This window comes from Bacillus cereus group sp. BceL220, assembly GCF_051776965.1.
Taxonomy (GTDB): Bacteria; Bacillota; Bacilli; order Bacillales; family Bacillaceae_G; genus Bacillus_A; species Bacillus_A cereus.
In genome coordinates this window covers 12,732-30,080 of sequence record NZ_JBPWBC010000014.1, presented here as the reverse complement: position 1 = coordinate 30,080, position 17,349 = coordinate 12,732, and the positions used below count along the sequence as shown (strand labels likewise).

Below are 17,349 nucleotides of genomic sequence, written 5' to 3'. Positions count from 1 at the left end.
TGTATTACACAATCGGATCTTATTTATAAAGGGGAATAATAAAATTATGAACTTAAATGAAAGATTGAAGGCGTGTCGCGAAAAAAACGGTTACACACAAACTTTCATCTCTGAAAAATTAGACGTAAATAAAGCAACTTTATCTAGCTACGAATCAGGAAGACGTAAACCTGACTATGAGACACTAACTAAATTAGCAGACATATATGAGGTTTCTGTCGATTATTTATTGGGAAGAGCAATTCATGAGAAGTTAACAGTTAAAGAATCCGAGGAAATTGGTAAAGAAACTAACGAATGGATGAAACTGATTAACCAACTTTCAGAGGAAAACAAAGAGTTATTTAAATCAACAATACAAAGCTTTATATCTAAAAACAAAACTCCGTAAGACTTCTAATTGTCTACGGAGTTTTGTTTTGCTTTTTATCTTGTTCAGAAAGTTCTTTTAATAAATCACGTAAATGATCTGCACATATCCCCTCTGTTTTTTCCATCAATAAAACTTGATTGATCATATCTTCCATCTACCTTTCCCCCTACACCCTCTTTTAGTTATACACAAGTTGGAAAGTTTTTGACCATTTGGTCATTTACTTTCCAACTCTTATAAAGCACGAATGACGCTATCTTTATGATAGCGTCATTCTTTATTTTCAGCCGCCTCCTGCTCCAGGGTCGACCATCATTCTATATTCAATTGGAGTTTGAGATTGTTGGCTGGATTCTTTATCATTATGTATTGGTGTAAAACCTACACAGGCAATAATTGCTGCTGCTATTACAATTTTGATAGCTTTTAGCTTCAAATTAAATCACTCCCTTTTATATTTTCATTATATCATTTTAGGCATTCTCTTGGTAGCTGAGAATAGAAAAAATCCCCTAATTTTTCAAAATCTGCAATTGATTCTTCGAAAAACTTTTGATCTCCCGTTGCTAATCCTTTATAGTATTTTTGAATTGGACTTAACTTGTTATTTTCTTTTTCTAACTTATCTAGCAAAAATAAAGCTTGTTCTTTACGATCTGTTACAGCATATAAAAATGCTTCCTCGGCTATATCGGTAGGAGTTATATCTTCTAATCCCTTTCTCCAATAAATTTTCAGGAAATTAAGTGTGTTCTCTATAGCTTTTTTTCTAACTATACATTTTCGATTTGAAGGATTTTCTAATGTTAATATTCCTTGTTCAAAATAGTACTTGGCTATACAATAATCTTCAAATATATAAGTTTCTCCTAAAATACAATAAGCTAGCGCCTTCATGCATTCGTATTTATTTAAAGGTTCATTTATGATTTCAAAACAATATTTTCTAGCATGTTCTAAATCATTTGCATGATGACTACTTGTAGCTAACATCTCTTTCGCTCTTAGTATGAAAGAGGTTTTCAACGTTCCTTTTTTTATATCTTCAATATACGGAATCAATTGTTTCGTATATTTCATAATCATTTTATGATCGTTAAAATTCAGATGTGAATATATTAACGCGAAGTCAGAAATTATCTTCAATTCATTAGTAGATATTTTCTTTGACTTTCTAAATTCATCAACTGCTCGAAAAAACTCATGTTTGTTTATAAATCCTTCGTTGCGCATTGATAGTAATTGGTATATTTCCGCCATCTTTTTGTTCAATCTTGCATTTTTGTTTGTATCATTATTATTAAAAATTTTAGAAATTAAAATCTTTTGCAATTCAAATTCACCATACATATTTAATACTTCAAGTCCTAATCTTTCGTTGTTAGGAGACATATATGCAAAAGACTTCATTAGCGATTCTCTTCTAAAATTAAGATTATTTGGTTCATACAATCTTAATATTTCGACATAATGCATAAAATCAAACTTAGTACTTTGAGAAAAATAACTATTAACTGTAGTATGGCTAACATTAAATAAAGTTGCTAATTTACGATTTGTGTAACCATTAGACTTTAAGTCTTCGTGCATCTTCTTCAATAATATTTCCATTTTGTCCTCCTTTGGACAAAAAGACACGTTACCCCATTTTCTTACATATAAAGGAGAACGTGTCACTTCCACTCTAAGTTGTGTTATAATAGTTATGTATAAGATCCGCGACAATGTTCCCTAGTCAGGTTAGGGGGCAGTGTAAGAGTGCTGGTAACACTACTTACACCGTGGGTCTTTTTTCACGTCCATTTATTTTATTTATTTTCATAATAACACAAATTTCCCAAAATTCGGTCATGCAGTAATCTGACAATTATTGAGAAAGTTCAAAAAACGCTATATATCAACGTTCTTCGTATTCACCGAAATAAAATATGCAATTTTGCATTTCGTGTTTTAAAGTCCCATATGCATATATTACCACTAATCGCCCGAAAACAGAACACAAGTTCTTGTTTTTGGGTGATTTTTTTCAAAAAACCAATCAAAATACTAATAATGATTGTTTTACAATCAATTATAGTATGTTTAATACTTAAAGACTATACTCGAATTATGAAAGCGTTAGAATTGTTTGGTCAAAATTTAAAAAAGCTTAGAAAGTCTAAAGATTTAACACAAGAACAACTCGGTGAACAACTAAACCTCAGTCGAAATCAGATAAATAATTACGAGAATGCAATGTTTGAACCGAGTATGGAAACACTTCTTCAAATCAGTTCGTTTTTCAATGTTTCGTTAGACCTACTTTGTAATGGTTATAGCGATACAAATGACGTATTGTTACGTAACACTCTCGAAGAAGTTCAACAAACGTATGCGGCGTTAGAAGAACCTAAACGAGAGCGTTTTTGCAAACAACTCGCGTTTTATTCTAAAGTCTTAGCGGAGACTGACGAATTGTTATGATTTGATTGTAGAAGAAATCATTTCCATTTTCAAATTGTAAAATTTTCTTCTTTTTACAATTTGAGCAAGAGAGCGGATGCTCTCTTTTTTTCTGCAATAAAAAAAGAGCCGTTAGGCTCTTATGTATTATACACCCGTTCCTGGATTTAAACTGATTTTCCATCCACCTCCGCCAGGATCAGAAATCACTTTCCACCCTGTACCAGGTTCTTGATTATGTTCCCAACCACCACCGGGATCAGTTACTTTATGCCCACCTGGATCCTTTATGAATTGTCTCATAGTCTTACTTCCCCCTTTATCTAATTCTATTAATATTTTACTATTATTTAACATCGACTGACAATCATATCCTATAACTGAATTTGCTCATATATGGTAAAATATATCCATCGCTGATATGTCCAACTATGTAATTTTCATAGCAGCAAAATTACAACTAGACTTACACAACATGATTCAAAACAAAATGAAGGAGTGTTTTAAGTGAAAGGACATATTCGAAAAAGAGGAAATAAATATTGCATCGTTATTGATATCGGGGCTGATCCGGAGACAGGAAAAAGAAGACAAAAGTGGTTCTCTGGATATAAGACAAAAAAAGAAGCTGAAAAAGATGTAGCGAAAAAGATTACGGAGTTGAATGAAGGGACTTTTATCGAACCGTCTAAAATTACTCTAAAGGATTATTTGTTAGAGTGGTTAAAAGTAAAAGAAATGGAAGTCGACAAAAGTACGTATGGTGGTTACGAATGTATTGTTTTAAAGCATCTTATTCCTGCGCTTGGAAAAAACAACCTTAATAAACTGAATGTGATACAGATTCAACAATTTTATAGAAATTTAACTAAAAAATTATCTAACAGTAGAATCATATTGATTCATAGGATTTTAAACACTGCATTAAATCAAGCTGTTGCACAAAATTTAATCATCACAAATCCTGCTAGATTTGCAGCGAAACCCAAAAAAGAAAGCACCTCTATCCAAACTTGGACAGAGGAAGAAGTAAAAACTTTTTTGTTACATTCACAAAACTCACGATATCATACTGGCTATATTCTGGCAATAACAACAGGAATGAGGCTAGGTGAAGTTTTAGGGCTACGTTGGCAAGATGTTGATTTCGATAACCACACAGTTACAATTAATCAAACATTAGGTCATGATAATAAAATTAAACAAAGCGCTAAATCAAATTCTTCTAAACGCACTTTACCTATACCGATAGAAACTATAAATGCCTTAAAGGAACACCACCTATTTATAAAAAAAGAAAAATTGAGATTTGGAAATGCATACAGCGATTCTAATCTGATTGTTTTTACAATGAGTGGGAATTTTGTATACAGAGACTATTTCCGAAAATGTTACTATAAAATAATCCAAAAAGCTAACGTGCCAAAAATAAAATTCCATGACTTAAGGCATACACACGCAACTCTATTATTAAAGCAAGGTGTAAACCCGAAAATCGTTAGCGAAAGATTAGGACATTCAAATATATCTATGACATTAAGTATATATTCTCATGTTCTTCCGAATATGCAGGAGGATGCTGTTAAAAACTTCGCAAAAAACATTTTCGGATGACAATGTTTGCAAAATGTTTGCAATCCATATATATATAGTCTTCAAAACCTTTATATATCAAGGATTTAAAGGCTATGTATTACAATACCACGTAAATTATTTCTACCATCTGTCACTGAGGCCGCCAGTTTCCCTCCAACACTAAGATAATAATTTGATTAAGAGCTCTTTCTAAAAGAGCTCTCTTTTTTAACATAAACATACCATATACAAAATCCAACCTTAACCACTTAATTACTTATAAGAACCTAACTTATAAAACGCATAATAATTATACTTATTTACTAGTATACAAGCCGTATCTCTTAGTAGAAGCACAGCATAATATACGATACAGGACAAAACTTTCAAAAAACTTGTCTAAGTTAATTCTCAAAAAGGGGTGAATATAGATGCCTATCGTTAAACCTTTTATAGCCGGAAGACGATTTGTAAGTACAGCCGCAACAGGAACTGCTGCTGGTGCAGATTTAACTTTTGCTAACACAGACTTCACTGATGACACTGGTGCTGTAACAACATTCCCTGCTTCATATGCCTTTTTAACACTTTATATTAATGGTGTTATTCAAACAGGTGATACTATTACTGGTGTAACTACTACAGCTGCTACTATTGTAGGAGGAGCAGTCCTAGATGGAGGCACTCCTATCGCAATTGAATTTACTATAACGTAACTTTAGTTGTCTTTTTAGAGGTTTCATTAAAAGAAACCTCTAATTTTAATAATTCACATCAATTTTAGTAGCAACTACATAATACAGTGCATATACTAGATAGAATGATAGAAATTTATACTCACTCTCAAAAAGAGCACTTATCTATAGTGATCTTTTATATAGCGCAATAATTTTTCGTCTATTTTCTCTTGGAGAACCTACTAAGCAGTTAGCTAAATTAGCTAACTGCTTTTTCCATATAGTATTTATTATTATTCATAGCTTTATCCGTAATAGTAACGCTTGTGCACTATCTACTATAAACTTTCATATATTGTATTATGCTTGTCCAAAATGTGAAGTTAATATTCACGAAATCTAAATACAAGAAAGGAGTGAAAATATGCGCTCATCCATTCGTAAATTCGCTAATTTTAATTGTGAAGCACAAGCATCTAGTACACTACCTGCCCTAGGTTTTGCCTTCAATGCTACTTCACCTCAATTTGCAACATTATTTACACCACTACTATTACCTAGTACAGGCCCAAATCCTAACATTACTGTCCCTGTAATCAATGATACAATTAGTACTGGAACTGGTATTAAAATTCAGATAGCTGGTATTTATCAAATTAGCTATACATTAACGATTAGCCTTGATAACGTTCCAGTAGCTCCGGAAGCAGCACGCTTTTTCTTGACATTAAATTCATCGACTAATGTTATTGCAGGATCCGGAACCGCAGTCCGTTCTAATATTATCGGAACTGGTGAAGTTGATGTATCAAGTGGTGTCATTCTAATTAACTTAAACCCTGGTGATTTAATTCAAATTGTCCCCGTTGAAGTAATAGGTACAGTAGATATTCGTTCTGCAGCGTTAACAGTTGCGCAAATTCGTTAATAAAGTGAAACTTTAATGAGCCCTCACCTAACTTCTTTGCTTCCGCTGAATTTTGAGGTGGGGGTCTTACTGCCCGGCAAATAGCAGGATAAAAACAAAAGACTTGGCTAATTAACATTTAATATGTTCCTTATACACAATATCTTTTTATAGATTTGACACACATTTATATTAAACAAGCATATTTTATTGTATGACTATATAGTCATACAAATCTAAAGCGTTCATAAAAGCACACTTATATGTGTGCTTTATTTTTAATTAAAACCTACAACATTCTCACACAATATCCATATATTATCTTGATTCCTCTCTAAATATATGGTTTGTCTCAGAGCGCTTTTAACAGCGCTCTTTTTATTTAAATTCCAATTTTTAAGGTTCGATTTTATGATTTACGTTATACACATGATACGCTACTTTTGAAACAAGGTATACATCCAAAAACTGTAAGTGAATACTTCAGTTATAAAGATATGTTCATAACATTAAATCGCTATTCACATGTTTTGCCTGGAATGCAGGAGGATACTGTTAAAACATGTAGTGAAAAACCATTTGAATAGTAATATTTACAAATATAAAAAATGCGGTTTCTCCTCTCAAGAGAAACCGCAACATATCAATGCTTTTACTATATTTTAAACTGACTCGTATACAAATCAAAATAGAATCCTTTATCTTTCATAAGAGATTCATGATTCCCTCTTTCTAAAATTTCCCCATCCTTTATAACAAGGATTTGATCTGCTTTTTCAATTGTTTTAAGTCGGTGAGCGATTACAAAACTTGTGCGACCTCTCATTAAATTATTTAGTCCTGCTTGTATTTGTAATTCTGTTCTTGTGTCAATATTAGATGTCGCTTCATCGAGAATTAATATATCTGCATCTGCTAAAATTGCTCGTGCAATCGCAAGAAGTTGTTTTTGTCCTTGACTTAAATTCGATCCTTCTGAAGCAATTTCTGTTTCATATTGATTTGGCAAATGCTTAATAAAAGAATGTGCAGATGCTGCCTTAGCTGCAGTGATAACTTCTTCATCACTAGCATCTAAGCGTCCATAACGTATATTATCCATAATCGAACCAGCAAATAAATACGTATCCTGTAAAACTATTCCTATTTTACTTCGTAAAGAATTAATATCATAATCTTTTATATCTTTTCCATCAATATGAATTTGTCCTTGCTGTATATCGTAAAAGCGAGTTAACAAATTAATAATTGTTGTTTTCCCTGATCCAGTCGGACCAACTAAAGCAATTGTCTCTCCTGGCTGCGCTTTAAGACTCACTTCTTTTAAAATCGTTTTATTTTCTGCGTAGCCAAATGAAACATTCTCAAGTACAACATGCCCTTGTAAATTTTGTACAACAAATGCGTCTTTTTTATTTTGAATTTCTGGTACCTCATCCATAATCTCAAAAACACGTTCTCCACCAGCAACTGCCGCTTGAATTGTATTCATTAAAGTCGCAAATTGACTTAGCGGTCTTGAGAATTGACGAGAATAATTAATAAAAGCCGCAATAACTCCTACTGTTGTCATTCCGTTTAAGACCATAACTGATCCAGTCCCAATGACAAGCCCCATACCTAAGTTATTAATAAAGTTCATACTTGGAAAAATAAAAGCTGAAAATGTATCAGCCTTCGTAGCTGAAACTCTTAGCTGTTCATTAATTTTATTGAAATTTTGTACAGTTTCTTTTTCTTTTCCATACAACGTTGTAACATCCGCACCTGTAATTGCTTCCTCAATAAATCCATTTAATTCACCTAAATCTTTTTGACGCTTCGCAAAGTTTTTACCACTATATGCGACTAGTTTTTTTGTAACGTAAAACATAATAGGTACTGTAATTAAAGTTACAATTGCTAAAATCCAATTTAAAGCGAACATCGCAATCGTTACACCTATAAAAGTTAACGCTGATGAAATAATTTGTACAACACTTTGTGTCAAAGCTTGATTCAAATTATCTATATCATTTGTCACCCGGCTCATTAAATCACCTTGAGAACGCACATCAAAGAACCGTAAAGAAAGCGTTTGGATTTTCTCAAAAATATCTTGTCGTATTTTTTGAATTGTTTTTAATGCAACGTTAATCATGACAAATGTTTGTAACCATGTTAAAAGTACAGTTGCACCGTAAATCGCGATAAGTAACATACACATTCTTGCTGTACCACTTAAATCTTTCGGTACAATATATTGATCTATAATGACCCCCATAAAATAGGGACCTAATAATCCAAGTAAAGTAGTAACAACGACTAGAAATATAACAAACATAAGAGCGGCTTTTTGATAGCCCATATAGTTCCATATCCGCATTACAGTTCCTTGAGCATTTTTAGCTTTCCCCATCTTTGGCTTGTTTCGTCCACCTTTATTAGCAAATTGCCCTTGAAAATTACGCATGTTCTTCCCCACCTTCTTTATGCAAATTACCACCTTGGGAAAGATAAATTTCCTGATAAACCTCACTTTGTTCTAATAGTTGTTCATGTGTACCATTGCCAACTAATTCACCATTATCTAATACAAGTATTTTATCCGCATCCATTATGGAAGAAATTTTGGCCGCAATTAATAAAGTCGTTGTGCCTTTATATTTTGTTTTTAAAGCTGTTTGAATAGTAGCCTCTGATTTCGCATCAACTGCTGATGTAGAATCATCTAATATGAGAATCGGTGGTTTTCTCACAAGTGCCCTTGCAATTGATACACGTTGTTTTTGTCCACCTGATAGATTTGTCGCACCTTGTGTTAAATTATATTGATAAGATTCTTCCAGCTTATTGATAAACTCAGTCGCACAAGCTGATGCAGCTGCTACTTCCAGCTCATCATGTGTTGCATCTTCTTTACCATAACGTAAATTCTCTTCTATACTACCTGAGAACAACAAAGCCTTCTGAGGTACAAACCCTATTGAAGCACGGAGTTTTTGCAAATCATATGTTTTAACATCTATTCCATCTATACATATTTCACCTTGATCAACATCATATAGACGTGGTAACAGCTTCGCTAAGGTAGATTTACCACTTCCAGTCGATCCAATAATCCCTACTTTTTCACCTTTTTGTATGCTAAACGAAATATCTTTTAAAACGTATTCATTATGTTTCGTATAGCTATAACTAACATTTTTAAATTCGATATTCCCCTCGATTTTCTCAGGTTCGATCGCATTCGCTCCGCTTATAATATCAACCTCTGTATTTAACACTTGCTGTACACGATCCGCAGATGGAAAAGCTCGCGCAATTTGAATAAATACCATGCTAATCGACATAAGTGACATTAAAATGATATTCAAGTAATTAATAAATGCCAAAATCGCTCCTACTTGAAGCGTTCCATTGAATACTTTTTCTCCACCAATCCATAATGTTGCGACAATCCCGCCACTTACAACTAGCATAATGATTGGCATCATTAAAGAAATAAGCTGCACAGCTCGAATATTTATCTTTGTTAAATTTGTATTTACATTTCCAAATTGAGCGATTTCATATTTTTGTCTTACATACGCTTTTATAACACGCACACCAGATAAATTTTCTTGTAACTTTGTATTCACTTTGTCTAATGCCTCTTGCACCTTTTTAAATGTACCACTTGCTTTGCTTGCAATTAAAATAATCGCAAGTAATAAAATCGGAACAACTACAAGTAATATTGGAAATAACTCTCGTGCTGTTACAAAAACAATAATTATACTTCCGATAAATAACAGTGGACCACGAACGAGAACACGTAATGTCATTGTCATTGCCGATTGAATGGAAGTGATATCATTCGTCACGATCGTTAATAATTTACCGGTTCCAAATGAATCACGATTATTACTAGAAAATGTTTCTATTTTCGCAAACACATCTTTTCGTATGTCAGTAGCGAAATTAACAGCTGCTTTTGTAGAATACATCATACACCCAAGCCCTCCAACTAAACCGAGTGCTGCTGCTCCTATCATAAGAAGCCCCATTTTTATTACATAATTTAAATCCCGATTTGCAATCCCAACATCAATGATATGTTGCATAATAGTCGGTTGAATTAAGTCCATCGCAACCTCAAGTACCATAAATAGCGGTCCAATAATAGCGAAGAACATGTATGGTTTTAAATACTGTAATAACTTACGAAATGATTTCATACATAATCTCCTTTTCCCATGAAATTACCACTGAATAATTCAAATCCCTCCTTATTTAAGCGATATATTTTGTAATTTCTTCATTACTTCTATTATATTATGTAAATTAATATTTAACATTATTAAATGATAAGTATTAATGACTTTCTGGTCAATACATATGCTTTATATTATGTAAATACAAAAACCGCATTCTTAATGAAAAGAATACGGTTTTTCATCTATATTTCTTCAATTGTAAAATTTAAAAACTCAGTCTCAAACCCATTATTTTTAGAAGGACTACACGTGTAAAAACCTATTTTAATAGGCTCATTCCCTATATCCTCCATTAAATGAGCGATTCTTATTTGTTCCCATTGATGGCTCTTTTTCACATATATTGTATAATCACCGCGTTTTCGAATAATGCGAAAACGAAGTTGTTGCTTAGCTGCTTCAGTTGGATAATCTTGCGTTGACCAGTCAGAATATCCATTATTCGTTACGACAGCACCTAAGTGAGATGGACCATCTGGAATATATTCTAATGAAGTTTTCAGCCAACACTTTTCCGAAATCATAACAAAAAGACCTGCTTGATCGAATTTTGAATTTGGATTCATACGTAACTGAACTTCAGCTTGAAAGTCTGTCATCATCTCATTATAAAATACATGACCATTCATTACTTCAAAACCATAATGTGTTTTAAGCCAAAAATCGGTTTCTGCTTTCGAACGGACAATAAACGCATGATTGTCATTAATCTTATAGTATTCAGGTACATTCATTATAGTGAGTTGCTCAATACGTTCTGGTATATACGATATATTCATAGCTCCTCCATAATAAAGCATTTATATAGACATTTAAAACTCCGCTAATACTGGGAATTTATAACCTTTAAAATCTAACTCTTTATCACTTCGAACCATTAAATACTTGCTAGACTGTAATTCTGTAAACTGTACATCCTCAACCCCTAATTGATCCGGAGAAAAATAAAATTCGATTTCCGTAAACCTTTCATTGATTTCTCCACATAATTCATCTAAAACCGGAAGTACTGGCGCAAATACTCCAAATAATTTCAACTTTTCATTGTCTACTTCATAAACGATTAGAGCATCTAGTTTCTCTGAATAATACAATTTCTCATTCCATTCCGAATCATACATATTCAAATAAAATGAAGGATGGAAGTTTAAAGTTGAAAAACTATTTGAAAGTCTTTGGCTACTATCAATAGTTTCATGTATTAACTGTCTATTCTCTATATTATAGAAATCTAACTTTTTAAGTAGTGAATCGTTATTATTAATATTTTTATCATATGGTATAGTCATCAAATATTCCTGCACAACTTTAAACCCAAATGCTGTATATAGTTCAGGTTTTTCCGTAAACAATAATGCACATTCACATTTCTTATCGATTTCTTCTATCATTTTATCCATTAATTGTGTCATTAGCCCTTGTCTACGAAAATTAGGGTGTGTCATGACTGATTGAATACCCGCCGCATTTATTTTTTCACCATTAATTAATAATGGGAGTGAAAATGCAGCAACATTTGCAATCACTTTATCTTCTTGTAAAAATGATAAAGCTTTATATGTATCATCCCAATACCCTTTATCCGAAAAATCATTCAATGTTTGAGTTGTAATTCCAAACACTTCTTCAAATAAAGGAAATAACTGCTCTCTTTTCGGTTCTTCTATTAGAAGACTTACCAATTTTTCAACATTCCCCATGTTGTACCTCCAAATGTTAAATTCCATTAAATTAGATATACTTATATGACCTACTCTTAAAAATAGAGGTCTTACCAATCAATATACTATCATAAAACATAAAAAAAAAGTCTAATTAATTTTATGTTTTGACTATTTGAAAATAAGTCGAATAAAACGATATTAAGATTCCTGGATATTAATTAGTTTATTATATAAAAATAGCGCTTTCTAATTAGTTTTTACTAATAGAAATACACTATTTATAATAAAATATTTTTATTCTTTTATCCCTTCAAGTCTTTCCTTCGTATTAATTTCTTCTCCACTTATACGCTTTTCAAAAGACTTTCTCCAACTACTTGAAAGTGCATTTACTTCTAATATTCTTTTTATCCCTTCAATATTTTGTTTTTCCTTATGCATGATACGGTTAGCGAACGCTACTGAAACACCTTTCGGATCAGACTGTAGCCTTTTTAAGGTATCGACTGCTGATACCCATCCTTCTTTTAATACACGAAAATAAAATCCTGTATATCCTGTTTCTTGAAAATATAGTGGTAACTTTGGAATATTATATTTTTTTGCTAATTTAAAACAAGGTTGCCTTGGTTGTGTTACCTGTACGATTGCCTCTCCGAGCTCAAACGTATCACCAATACAAACATCCTCTTCGCGCATACCACTAACTGTTATATTTTCTCCGAAAGCCCCATATACAAGATCTTGATTCAATTCTTTTTCCCAGTATGGATAGTGATCATCAGTATAAACACAAACTGCTTTATCTACTCCTCCATGATGAACTAAGTCCGCCTGTCCAACTCCATTAAATTTTACAAAGGATAAATATACCGGTTCCTTTACTTGTTTCTTATTTATGCCTGTATGAATTACTTTTCCGCCGTATGTAACCTCTTTTGGTAATCCTATATTTAAAGATAATAATCGATATTCATTAGCCATTCTATTTCCTCCTTTAAAGGTGTTACATGTATTTTCTCTCGATTAATTTTTACAACCCTCTCTGCTATATAAAGATGATTATAAAACCTCTAAAATCATTGTTCAATTCAATTATTTATATAATAATGATAGGTATAACCTATTATTATACTTGAGGTGATTCCAATCGAATTACGACAACTTGAATACTTTTTAGCTGTTTCAAAAGAATTACATTTCACAAAAGCAGCTGAAAAATTAAATATTTCACAGCCTTCACTTAGTCAACAAATACGTGCATTAGAGCATGAAGTAGGAATGCCACTTTTCGATCGAATTGGTAAAAAAATATCATTAACTGAAGCAGGGAAGATTTTATTATCACATAGTAAAATCATTTTTCATGAAGTCGAACAAGCTCGTTCAGCTATTCAAGACCTAAACGGATTACAGCAAGGTTCCTTAACAATAGGTGCTTTGTTAACCGTCGTAAATTATTTACTACCACCAGCTATTTTAAATTTTAATAATTTATATCCTAATATAGAACTTTCTGTATTAGGGCTTCGTACAGGAGATATTCGTGAAAAATTATTACAAAACGAACTAGATATTGGAATTACATTTCTCCCGGTGCAAGATAGAGAGATTATCTCCATCCCTCTATACAAAAGCGATCTTACATTGGTCGTGCCCACTGGTCATCGATTAGCTGAACGTAATCATGTATCTATTGCTGAATTACAGAACTACCCTTTAATTCTTTTGCCTAAAAATTTCTTTTTAACCGAACTAATTACATCTTATTGTCAAAAATTAAACTTTAAACCAAGGCCAATTTTAGAAATTAGTACGATGGAATCTTTAATCCAAATGGTTTCCAAAAGAATGGGCATTACAGTGTTACCCAAACCATATATAGACTTTTTACAAAATAAAAACATTCAAGCTATTAAAATAGAAAACCCTACTCCAACAATTGAAATAGGGCTAATTTATAGAAAAGATAAATATATGTGTGCTGCAACTCGAGAATTTATTGAGCAACTAAAAATCACAGTACGTTCTTTCCAAAACTAAACAAAAGAGATTATCCTATGAAACCGTTTCACAACAATTTAGTAGAATAATCTCTTTTCAAAACAAAGTAAACATTATATTAAACTCTTATAGATTTTAATGTACCTTTTTAGATATTGGAATATATTTAGTAAAATATGAACCAACTAGCAATAATACAATTGAAAATAACCAAGTAAAAGCACCGCCAAAACGAAACCAATATGCAAACATATTTAAGATTGCGAGTGAAAAGAAGCAAATAGAAGTTAACGCACTTTTCAATCCATTTATCCCAGATTTTTTTCTCTTTTGATAAGCAATATACATCGCAATAATAAGAAAAAAGATAAGAACAAATGGTAACATAACTTTTCGCATTGGTAATCCCTCCAGTGTAAATGCACTCTTTATATTACCATCTTGTCCCATTTATCTTTTAGGCATCAATTTATTCTTATCTTCCCTCCAAAAGTCAGTATAAGTTTTATTTTTAAAGTTCACGTTCACCTCAGAAAACGGCATACTTCCTCCAACTTTCAATGAGTACCAGTCGTTTAAAAGTGGTGATCCGAAACAAATCTTCATTGTACGATCATGTAAATCGAATAATACAGAATGTAAAGTTCCAAACCATTCTTCATAGTTATGTACAGTTAGTCCAGCAGGATATTCTTCTTCTACTAACTCTTTTAAAGACTCTATGCTCACTTGTTCATATCTATTTAAATGCTCATGTAAAACGTGATATCTCTTTGTAGATTGTTCTAATTTCCTATTATTTAATTTCTGAATTGATGAACTAATTGCATGGTTTGTTGATACAATAAAAGCTTGTTTTTTACCATCAATCGTTATTGTCGATTTATGACCGTCAAATATTTCAATATATGCTGCATTTAAAGGATCAGCTATTATTAAATTAATATTACTAGCAATTGGGATTTCTTCTATTAGTAACTTAGCTTCCTGCACATTTTTACATTTCTCCAACAACAATCGAATTACCGCAAAACATTGTAAACCATTCACCATTGGCTTTCTTAAACCTGCAATGTTTCCTACTGGTTGACCACATGCTGAAAATGTAACAGATAATCCATGTTCGTTTATCCCTTCTGTTCGACCAAAATATTGAGTAGAAAAACCACTATGTGCATACGCACCTTCAACATGCGTCGAGCAAAAACGCATATCATCTATTACTGGTGACAAATCATAATTCCTTAATACATATGTGTGCTCTAAATCGGTCTTTTCAGGTAATACTGCACAATGACTACACCCTGCTTTCAATAGTGTTTGATAGTAATACATCATATTTTTTGAAGGAATTTTTAACACTTCACAAAACCCCTCAATTTCTTCATTTATGCCTGGACAATGTTTGTTTAGTATATTTCTCGATTCTGTCCAATGGTTATTAGATATTACATTTTCTTCGTGTATAAATTGCGGGATGAGATACGGATTTCGTTTCACGAATTCCCCTTGTTGCTTTCCAATCTCATAATAACTTCCTTTTAATGATGAAAAATACCCCTTTACTTGATACATCAAACTCCCCCTCATATTGGATATATCCATATCATACCAAATGGATTTCATGCATCCTTGATGTTTTTTACTATCTTTCTTTAACACCATCCCATTTTAATATCTCCACTAATAATTATTTACTAGAAAATTAAAGTTTTGTTAATATTGCTGTAATAGCTTTATTTCAAAATAAAGTAGTTTGGATATCAAATGAGCAAAATACTTTGTTAAACCCACTTATAAGCAATCATCTAATTCATGAAATCAAAAAACTTATTTATCAAAATAAAAGGAGAATTTATGTATGAGTAGTTGCAAACCAATTGATAAATTAACTATTGAGGACTTAAAACAAAACCCCATTTGGGAATGGGCAATAGATGAAGAAGAAAACGAAGAACATGACGAAACATGGGTAAAACCAGCGGCAACTACTAATTTTACAGAAGAATTAAACGGTTCAATCGTACTAGGTGAACTATTCTTACATAATGGAGAAAAATTCCCTATGATGTGTGAAATTGACATTGAAAATAACGAGGCAGTAATTCGTTCTGTTGTTTATTACAAGGAAGCAAAAAATGAGTATATTGCTATAGAAGATATTGTGAAAACGGTCGAAATGCCGTTATCGATTATTATTAATCTTACAATTCATGCAGAATCCAAAACCTTACGCTTCACTGCACATAAAGTAGATATTTATAAAAATTCAATAACGACTAATTTTAATTAAAGTTGGCCGAAATAAAGAAAACAATTATGAAATACAAACTGGGGAATCATTAACGATTCCCCAGTTTTTTAAACTATATTAAAGTATCCCCTTTTCCACTAAAGTCTCTGCGATTTGAACTGAATTCCAAGCCGCACCTTTTAATAGGTTATCGGAAACAATCCAGAGGTGGAATCCGTTTGGCGTATCAGGATCTTTACGTATTCTTCCGACAAATGTATCTATTTTCCCTTCTGCATATAATGGCATTGGATACAGCTGTTCACTAGGGTTATCCTGCAAAATAACACCTGGTGCATCCATTAGTATTTCCTTGATTTCCGCAACGCTTGCTTCTTTTTCCAGTTCTATATAAACCGATTCTGAATGCCCCGATACAACTGGAACACGTACACAAGTAGCTGCCATTTTCAGGTTTTCATCTTCTAATATTTTCTTCGTTTCTTGAATCATTTTGACTTCTTCAAAAGTAAAATCATTGTCTGTAAATATATCTACTTGAGGCAGTACATTAAATGCTATTGGATAATGTTTTTTATCTTTTTTCACCGGTAATATATCACTCTTCACTTCTTCACCTGCAAGTATAGACTTAGCCTGCTCTTGTAATTCATGAATCGCATGAATGCCAGAACCCGATACAGCTTGATATGTTGAAACGATAATTCTTTCTAAACCAAATAATTTTCGAATCGGCTGAAGTGCTGTTACCATCTGTAATGCTGAACAATTTGGAACTGCAATGATACCTTTATGCTGTTTTAAAGTGTGCGCATTCACTTCCGGAACAACGAGCGGTACACCTTGTGCCATTCGGTACTCACTAGTGTTATCAATTACAATCGCACCACTAGAAACTGCATGAGTTACAAATTGTCTAGATACTTCTCCCCCAGCGCTAAAAAAGGCAATATCTACACCTTCAAAGCTAGTTGTTTTTGCCTCTTGTATAATTATCTCTCGTCCTTTGAATCTTACTTTCTTACCAGCGGATCGTTTTGACGAAAGCAATGTAACTTCAACTATATTAAACTTCATTTCATTCTCTAACAGTTCAATAATTTTTTGCCCTACCGCACCTGTAGCCCCAACAACAGCTACATGATAGCCCTTTTTGATCATCTTTTCTCCTCCAATATCACCTGAATGAATATTTCTACAATTTCATTTTATACA

The 17,349-nt window shown here is 32.5% G+C and carries 19 protein-coding genes; 7 read left to right on the top strand and 12 right to left on the bottom strand.

All coding sequences use genetic code 11. The features are described from left to right. Nucleotides 1-46: 46 nt before the first annotated feature. Complete coding sequence (locus ACS2FK_RS25175) at nucleotides 47-391, top strand: helix-turn-helix domain-containing protein (protein WP_048558219.1); 345 nt, start codon at nucleotides 47-49, stop codon at nucleotides 389-391. 13 nt (nucleotides 392-404) lie between these two features. Here ACS2FK_RS25175 and ACS2FK_RS25170 read toward each other — a convergent pair whose 3' ends face one another. The 3 genes from ACS2FK_RS25170 to ACS2FK_RS25160 form a co-directional block, all read right to left on the bottom strand. Further along, nucleotides 405-527, bottom strand: coding sequence for a hypothetical protein (locus ACS2FK_RS25170; RefSeq protein WP_255259040.1), 123 nt, complete (start codon nucleotides 525-527; stop codon nucleotides 405-407). 129 nt (nucleotides 528-656) lie between these two features. Beyond that, nucleotides 657-809, bottom strand: coding sequence for a hypothetical protein (locus ACS2FK_RS25165; protein WP_154400985.1), 153 nt, complete (start codon nucleotides 807-809; stop codon nucleotides 657-659). 32 nt (nucleotides 810-841) lie between these two features. Then, nucleotides 842-1,984, bottom strand: coding sequence for an AimR family lysis-lysogeny pheromone receptor (locus ACS2FK_RS25160; RefSeq protein ID WP_063547224.1), 1,143 nt, complete (start codon nucleotides 1,982-1,984; stop codon nucleotides 842-844). A gap of 498 nt (nucleotides 1,985-2,482) precedes the next feature. On the opposite strand from ACS2FK_RS25160, the gene ACS2FK_RS25155 reads away from it, so the two are divergent. Then, nucleotides 2,483-2,836, top strand: a complete 354-nt coding sequence (locus ACS2FK_RS25155; RefSeq protein ID WP_048558286.1) for a helix-turn-helix domain-containing protein — start codon at nucleotides 2,483-2,485, stop codon at nucleotides 2,834-2,836. A gap of 126 nt (nucleotides 2,837-2,962) precedes the next feature. Here ACS2FK_RS25155 and ACS2FK_RS25150 read toward each other — a convergent pair whose 3' ends face one another. Beyond that, nucleotides 2,963-3,118, bottom strand: coding sequence for a hypothetical protein (locus ACS2FK_RS25150; protein ID WP_196213901.1), 156 nt, complete (start codon nucleotides 3,116-3,118; stop codon nucleotides 2,963-2,965). A 204-nt stretch (nucleotides 3,119-3,322) separates the two neighbouring features. Between ACS2FK_RS25150 and ACS2FK_RS25145 the strand changes: the two genes are divergently transcribed. From ACS2FK_RS25145 to exsF, 3 genes are all read left to right on the top strand, one after another. Beyond that, nucleotides 3,323-4,429, top strand: coding sequence for a site-specific integrase (locus ACS2FK_RS25145; RefSeq protein ID WP_063547223.1), 1,107 nt, complete (start codon nucleotides 3,323-3,325; stop codon nucleotides 4,427-4,429). A gap of 392 nt (nucleotides 4,430-4,821) precedes the next feature. Continuing rightward, nucleotides 4,822-5,106, top strand: a complete 285-nt coding sequence (locus ACS2FK_RS25140) for a DUF4183 domain-containing protein (RefSeq protein ID WP_001123247.1) — start codon at nucleotides 4,822-4,824, stop codon at nucleotides 5,104-5,106. 385 nt (nucleotides 5,107-5,491) lie between these two features. Beyond that, complete coding sequence (exsF, locus tag ACS2FK_RS25135) at nucleotides 5,492-5,995, top strand: exosporium protein ExsF (protein WP_063547222.1); 504 nt, start codon at nucleotides 5,492-5,494, stop codon at nucleotides 5,993-5,995. Between the two features lie 634 nt (nucleotides 5,996-6,629). Here the strand turns inward: exsF and ACS2FK_RS25130 are convergent. From ACS2FK_RS25130 to ACS2FK_RS25110, 5 genes are all read right to left on the bottom strand, one after another. Continuing rightward, nucleotides 6,630-8,426, bottom strand: coding sequence for an ABC transporter ATP-binding protein (locus ACS2FK_RS25130; protein ID WP_063547221.1), 1,797 nt, complete (start codon nucleotides 8,424-8,426; stop codon nucleotides 6,630-6,632). After that, nucleotides 8,419-10,173 (bottom strand): ABC transporter ATP-binding protein, encoded by a 1,755-nt coding sequence (locus ACS2FK_RS25125; protein ID WP_063547220.1) that lies wholly within the window; start codon nucleotides 10,171-10,173, stop codon nucleotides 8,419-8,421. The genes ACS2FK_RS25130 and ACS2FK_RS25125 overlap by 8 nt, the downstream gene beginning before the upstream one ends. A gap of 221 nt (nucleotides 10,174-10,394) precedes the next feature. Beyond that, nucleotides 10,395-10,991 (bottom strand): DUF1349 domain-containing protein, encoded by a 597-nt coding sequence (locus tag ACS2FK_RS25120; RefSeq protein ID WP_063547219.1) that lies wholly within the window; start codon nucleotides 10,989-10,991, stop codon nucleotides 10,395-10,397. A 33-nt stretch (nucleotides 10,992-11,024) separates the two neighbouring features. Continuing rightward, complete coding sequence (locus tag ACS2FK_RS25115) at nucleotides 11,025-11,912, bottom strand: GNAT family N-acetyltransferase (protein ID WP_063547218.1); 888 nt, start codon at nucleotides 11,910-11,912, stop codon at nucleotides 11,025-11,027. 258 nt (nucleotides 11,913-12,170) lie between these two features. After that, nucleotides 12,171-12,860, bottom strand: a complete 690-nt coding sequence (locus ACS2FK_RS25110) for an MOSC domain-containing protein (protein ID WP_063547217.1) — start codon at nucleotides 12,858-12,860, stop codon at nucleotides 12,171-12,173. 156 nt (nucleotides 12,861-13,016) lie between these two features. Between ACS2FK_RS25110 and ACS2FK_RS25105 the strand changes: the two genes are divergently transcribed. Further along, nucleotides 13,017-13,919 carry a LysR family transcriptional regulator gene (locus ACS2FK_RS25105; protein ID WP_063547216.1) on the top strand — a complete coding sequence of 301 codons (903 nt, stop codon included), beginning with the start codon at nucleotides 13,017-13,019 and terminating at the stop codon, nucleotides 13,917-13,919. Nucleotides 13,920-14,015: 96 nt separating this feature from the next. On the opposite strand, the gene ACS2FK_RS25100 is transcribed toward ACS2FK_RS25105, so the two are convergent. Then, on the bottom strand, nucleotides 14,016-14,279 hold the full coding sequence (locus ACS2FK_RS25100; RefSeq protein WP_063549298.1) for a hypothetical protein: 264 nt from the start codon (nucleotides 14,277-14,279) through the stop codon (nucleotides 14,016-14,018). 51 nt (nucleotides 14,280-14,330) lie between these two features. Continuing rightward, nucleotides 14,331-15,455 carry a C45 family autoproteolytic acyltransferase/hydolase gene (locus ACS2FK_RS25095; RefSeq protein ID WP_063547215.1) on the bottom strand — a complete coding sequence of 375 codons (1,125 nt, stop codon included), beginning with the start codon at nucleotides 15,453-15,455 and terminating at the stop codon, nucleotides 14,331-14,333. 286 nt (nucleotides 15,456-15,741) lie between these two features. Here ACS2FK_RS25095 and ACS2FK_RS25090 point away from each other — a divergent pair, with 286 nt between their 5' ends. Beyond that, nucleotides 15,742-16,173 carry a hypothetical protein gene (locus ACS2FK_RS25090; protein WP_063547214.1) on the top strand — a complete coding sequence of 144 codons (432 nt, stop codon included), beginning with the start codon at nucleotides 15,742-15,744 and terminating at the stop codon, nucleotides 16,171-16,173. A gap of 78 nt (nucleotides 16,174-16,251) precedes the next feature. Here the strand turns inward: ACS2FK_RS25090 and ACS2FK_RS25085 are convergent, their stop codons facing one another. Then, nucleotides 16,252-17,295 carry an aspartate-semialdehyde dehydrogenase gene (locus ACS2FK_RS25085; protein WP_063547213.1) on the bottom strand — a complete coding sequence of 348 codons (1,044 nt, stop codon included), beginning with the start codon at nucleotides 17,293-17,295 and terminating at the stop codon, nucleotides 16,252-16,254. Nucleotides 17,296-17,349: the final 54 nt, after the last annotated feature.

Bases quoted from the DNA above. Each gene is read 5' to 3' on its own strand.
- ACS2FK_RS25170 (WP_255259040.1), bottom strand. From the start codon at position 527: ATGGAAGATATGATCAATCAAGTTTTATTGATGGAAAAAACAGAGGGG.
- ACS2FK_RS25095 (WP_063547215.1), bottom strand. From the start codon at position 15,455: ATGTATCAAGTAAAGGGGTATTTTTCATCATTAAAAGGAAGTTATTAT.
- ACS2FK_RS25085 (WP_063547213.1), bottom strand. From the start codon at position 17,295: ATGATCAAAAAGGGCTATCATGTAGCTGTTGTTGGGGCTACAGGTGCG.
- ACS2FK_RS25130 (WP_063547221.1), bottom strand. From the start codon at position 8,426: ATGCGTAATTTTCAAGGGCAATTTGCTAATAAAGGTGGACGAAACAAG.
- ACS2FK_RS25125 (WP_063547220.1), bottom strand. From the start codon at position 10,173: ATGAAATCATTTCGTAAGTTATTACAGTATTTAAAACCATACATGTTC.
- ACS2FK_RS25100 (WP_063549298.1), bottom strand. From the start codon at position 14,279: ATGCGAAAAGTTATGTTACCATTTGTTCTTATCTTTTTTCTTATTATT.
- ACS2FK_RS25140 (WP_001123247.1), top strand. From the start codon at position 4,822: ATGCCTATCGTTAAACCTTTTATAGCCGGAAGACGATTTGTAAGTACA.
- ACS2FK_RS25175 (WP_048558219.1), top strand. From the start codon at position 47: ATGAACTTAAATGAAAGATTGAAGGCGTGTCGCGAAAAAAACGGTTAC.
- exsF (WP_063547222.1), top strand. From the start codon at position 5,492: ATGCGCTCATCCATTCGTAAATTCGCTAATTTTAATTGTGAAGCACAA.
- ACS2FK_RS25090 (WP_063547214.1), top strand. From the start codon at position 15,742: ATGAGTAGTTGCAAACCAATTGATAAATTAACTATTGAGGACTTAAAA.
- ACS2FK_RS25150 (WP_196213901.1), bottom strand. From the start codon at position 3,118: ATGAGACAATTCATAAAGGATCCAGGTGGGCATAAAGTAACTGATCCC.
- ACS2FK_RS25155 (WP_048558286.1), top strand. From the start codon at position 2,483: ATGAAAGCGTTAGAATTGTTTGGTCAAAATTTAAAAAAGCTTAGAAAG.
- ACS2FK_RS25110 (WP_063547217.1), bottom strand. From the start codon at position 12,860: ATGGCTAATGAATATCGATTATTATCTTTAAATATAGGATTACCAAAA.
- ACS2FK_RS25115 (WP_063547218.1), bottom strand. From the start codon at position 11,912: ATGGGGAATGTTGAAAAATTGGTAAGTCTTCTAATAGAAGAACCGAAA.
- ACS2FK_RS25160 (WP_063547224.1), bottom strand. From the start codon at position 1,984: ATGGAAATATTATTGAAGAAGATGCACGAAGACTTAAAGTCTAATGGT.
- ACS2FK_RS25120 (WP_063547219.1), bottom strand. From the start codon at position 10,991: ATGAATATATCGTATATACCAGAACGTATTGAGCAACTCACTATAATG.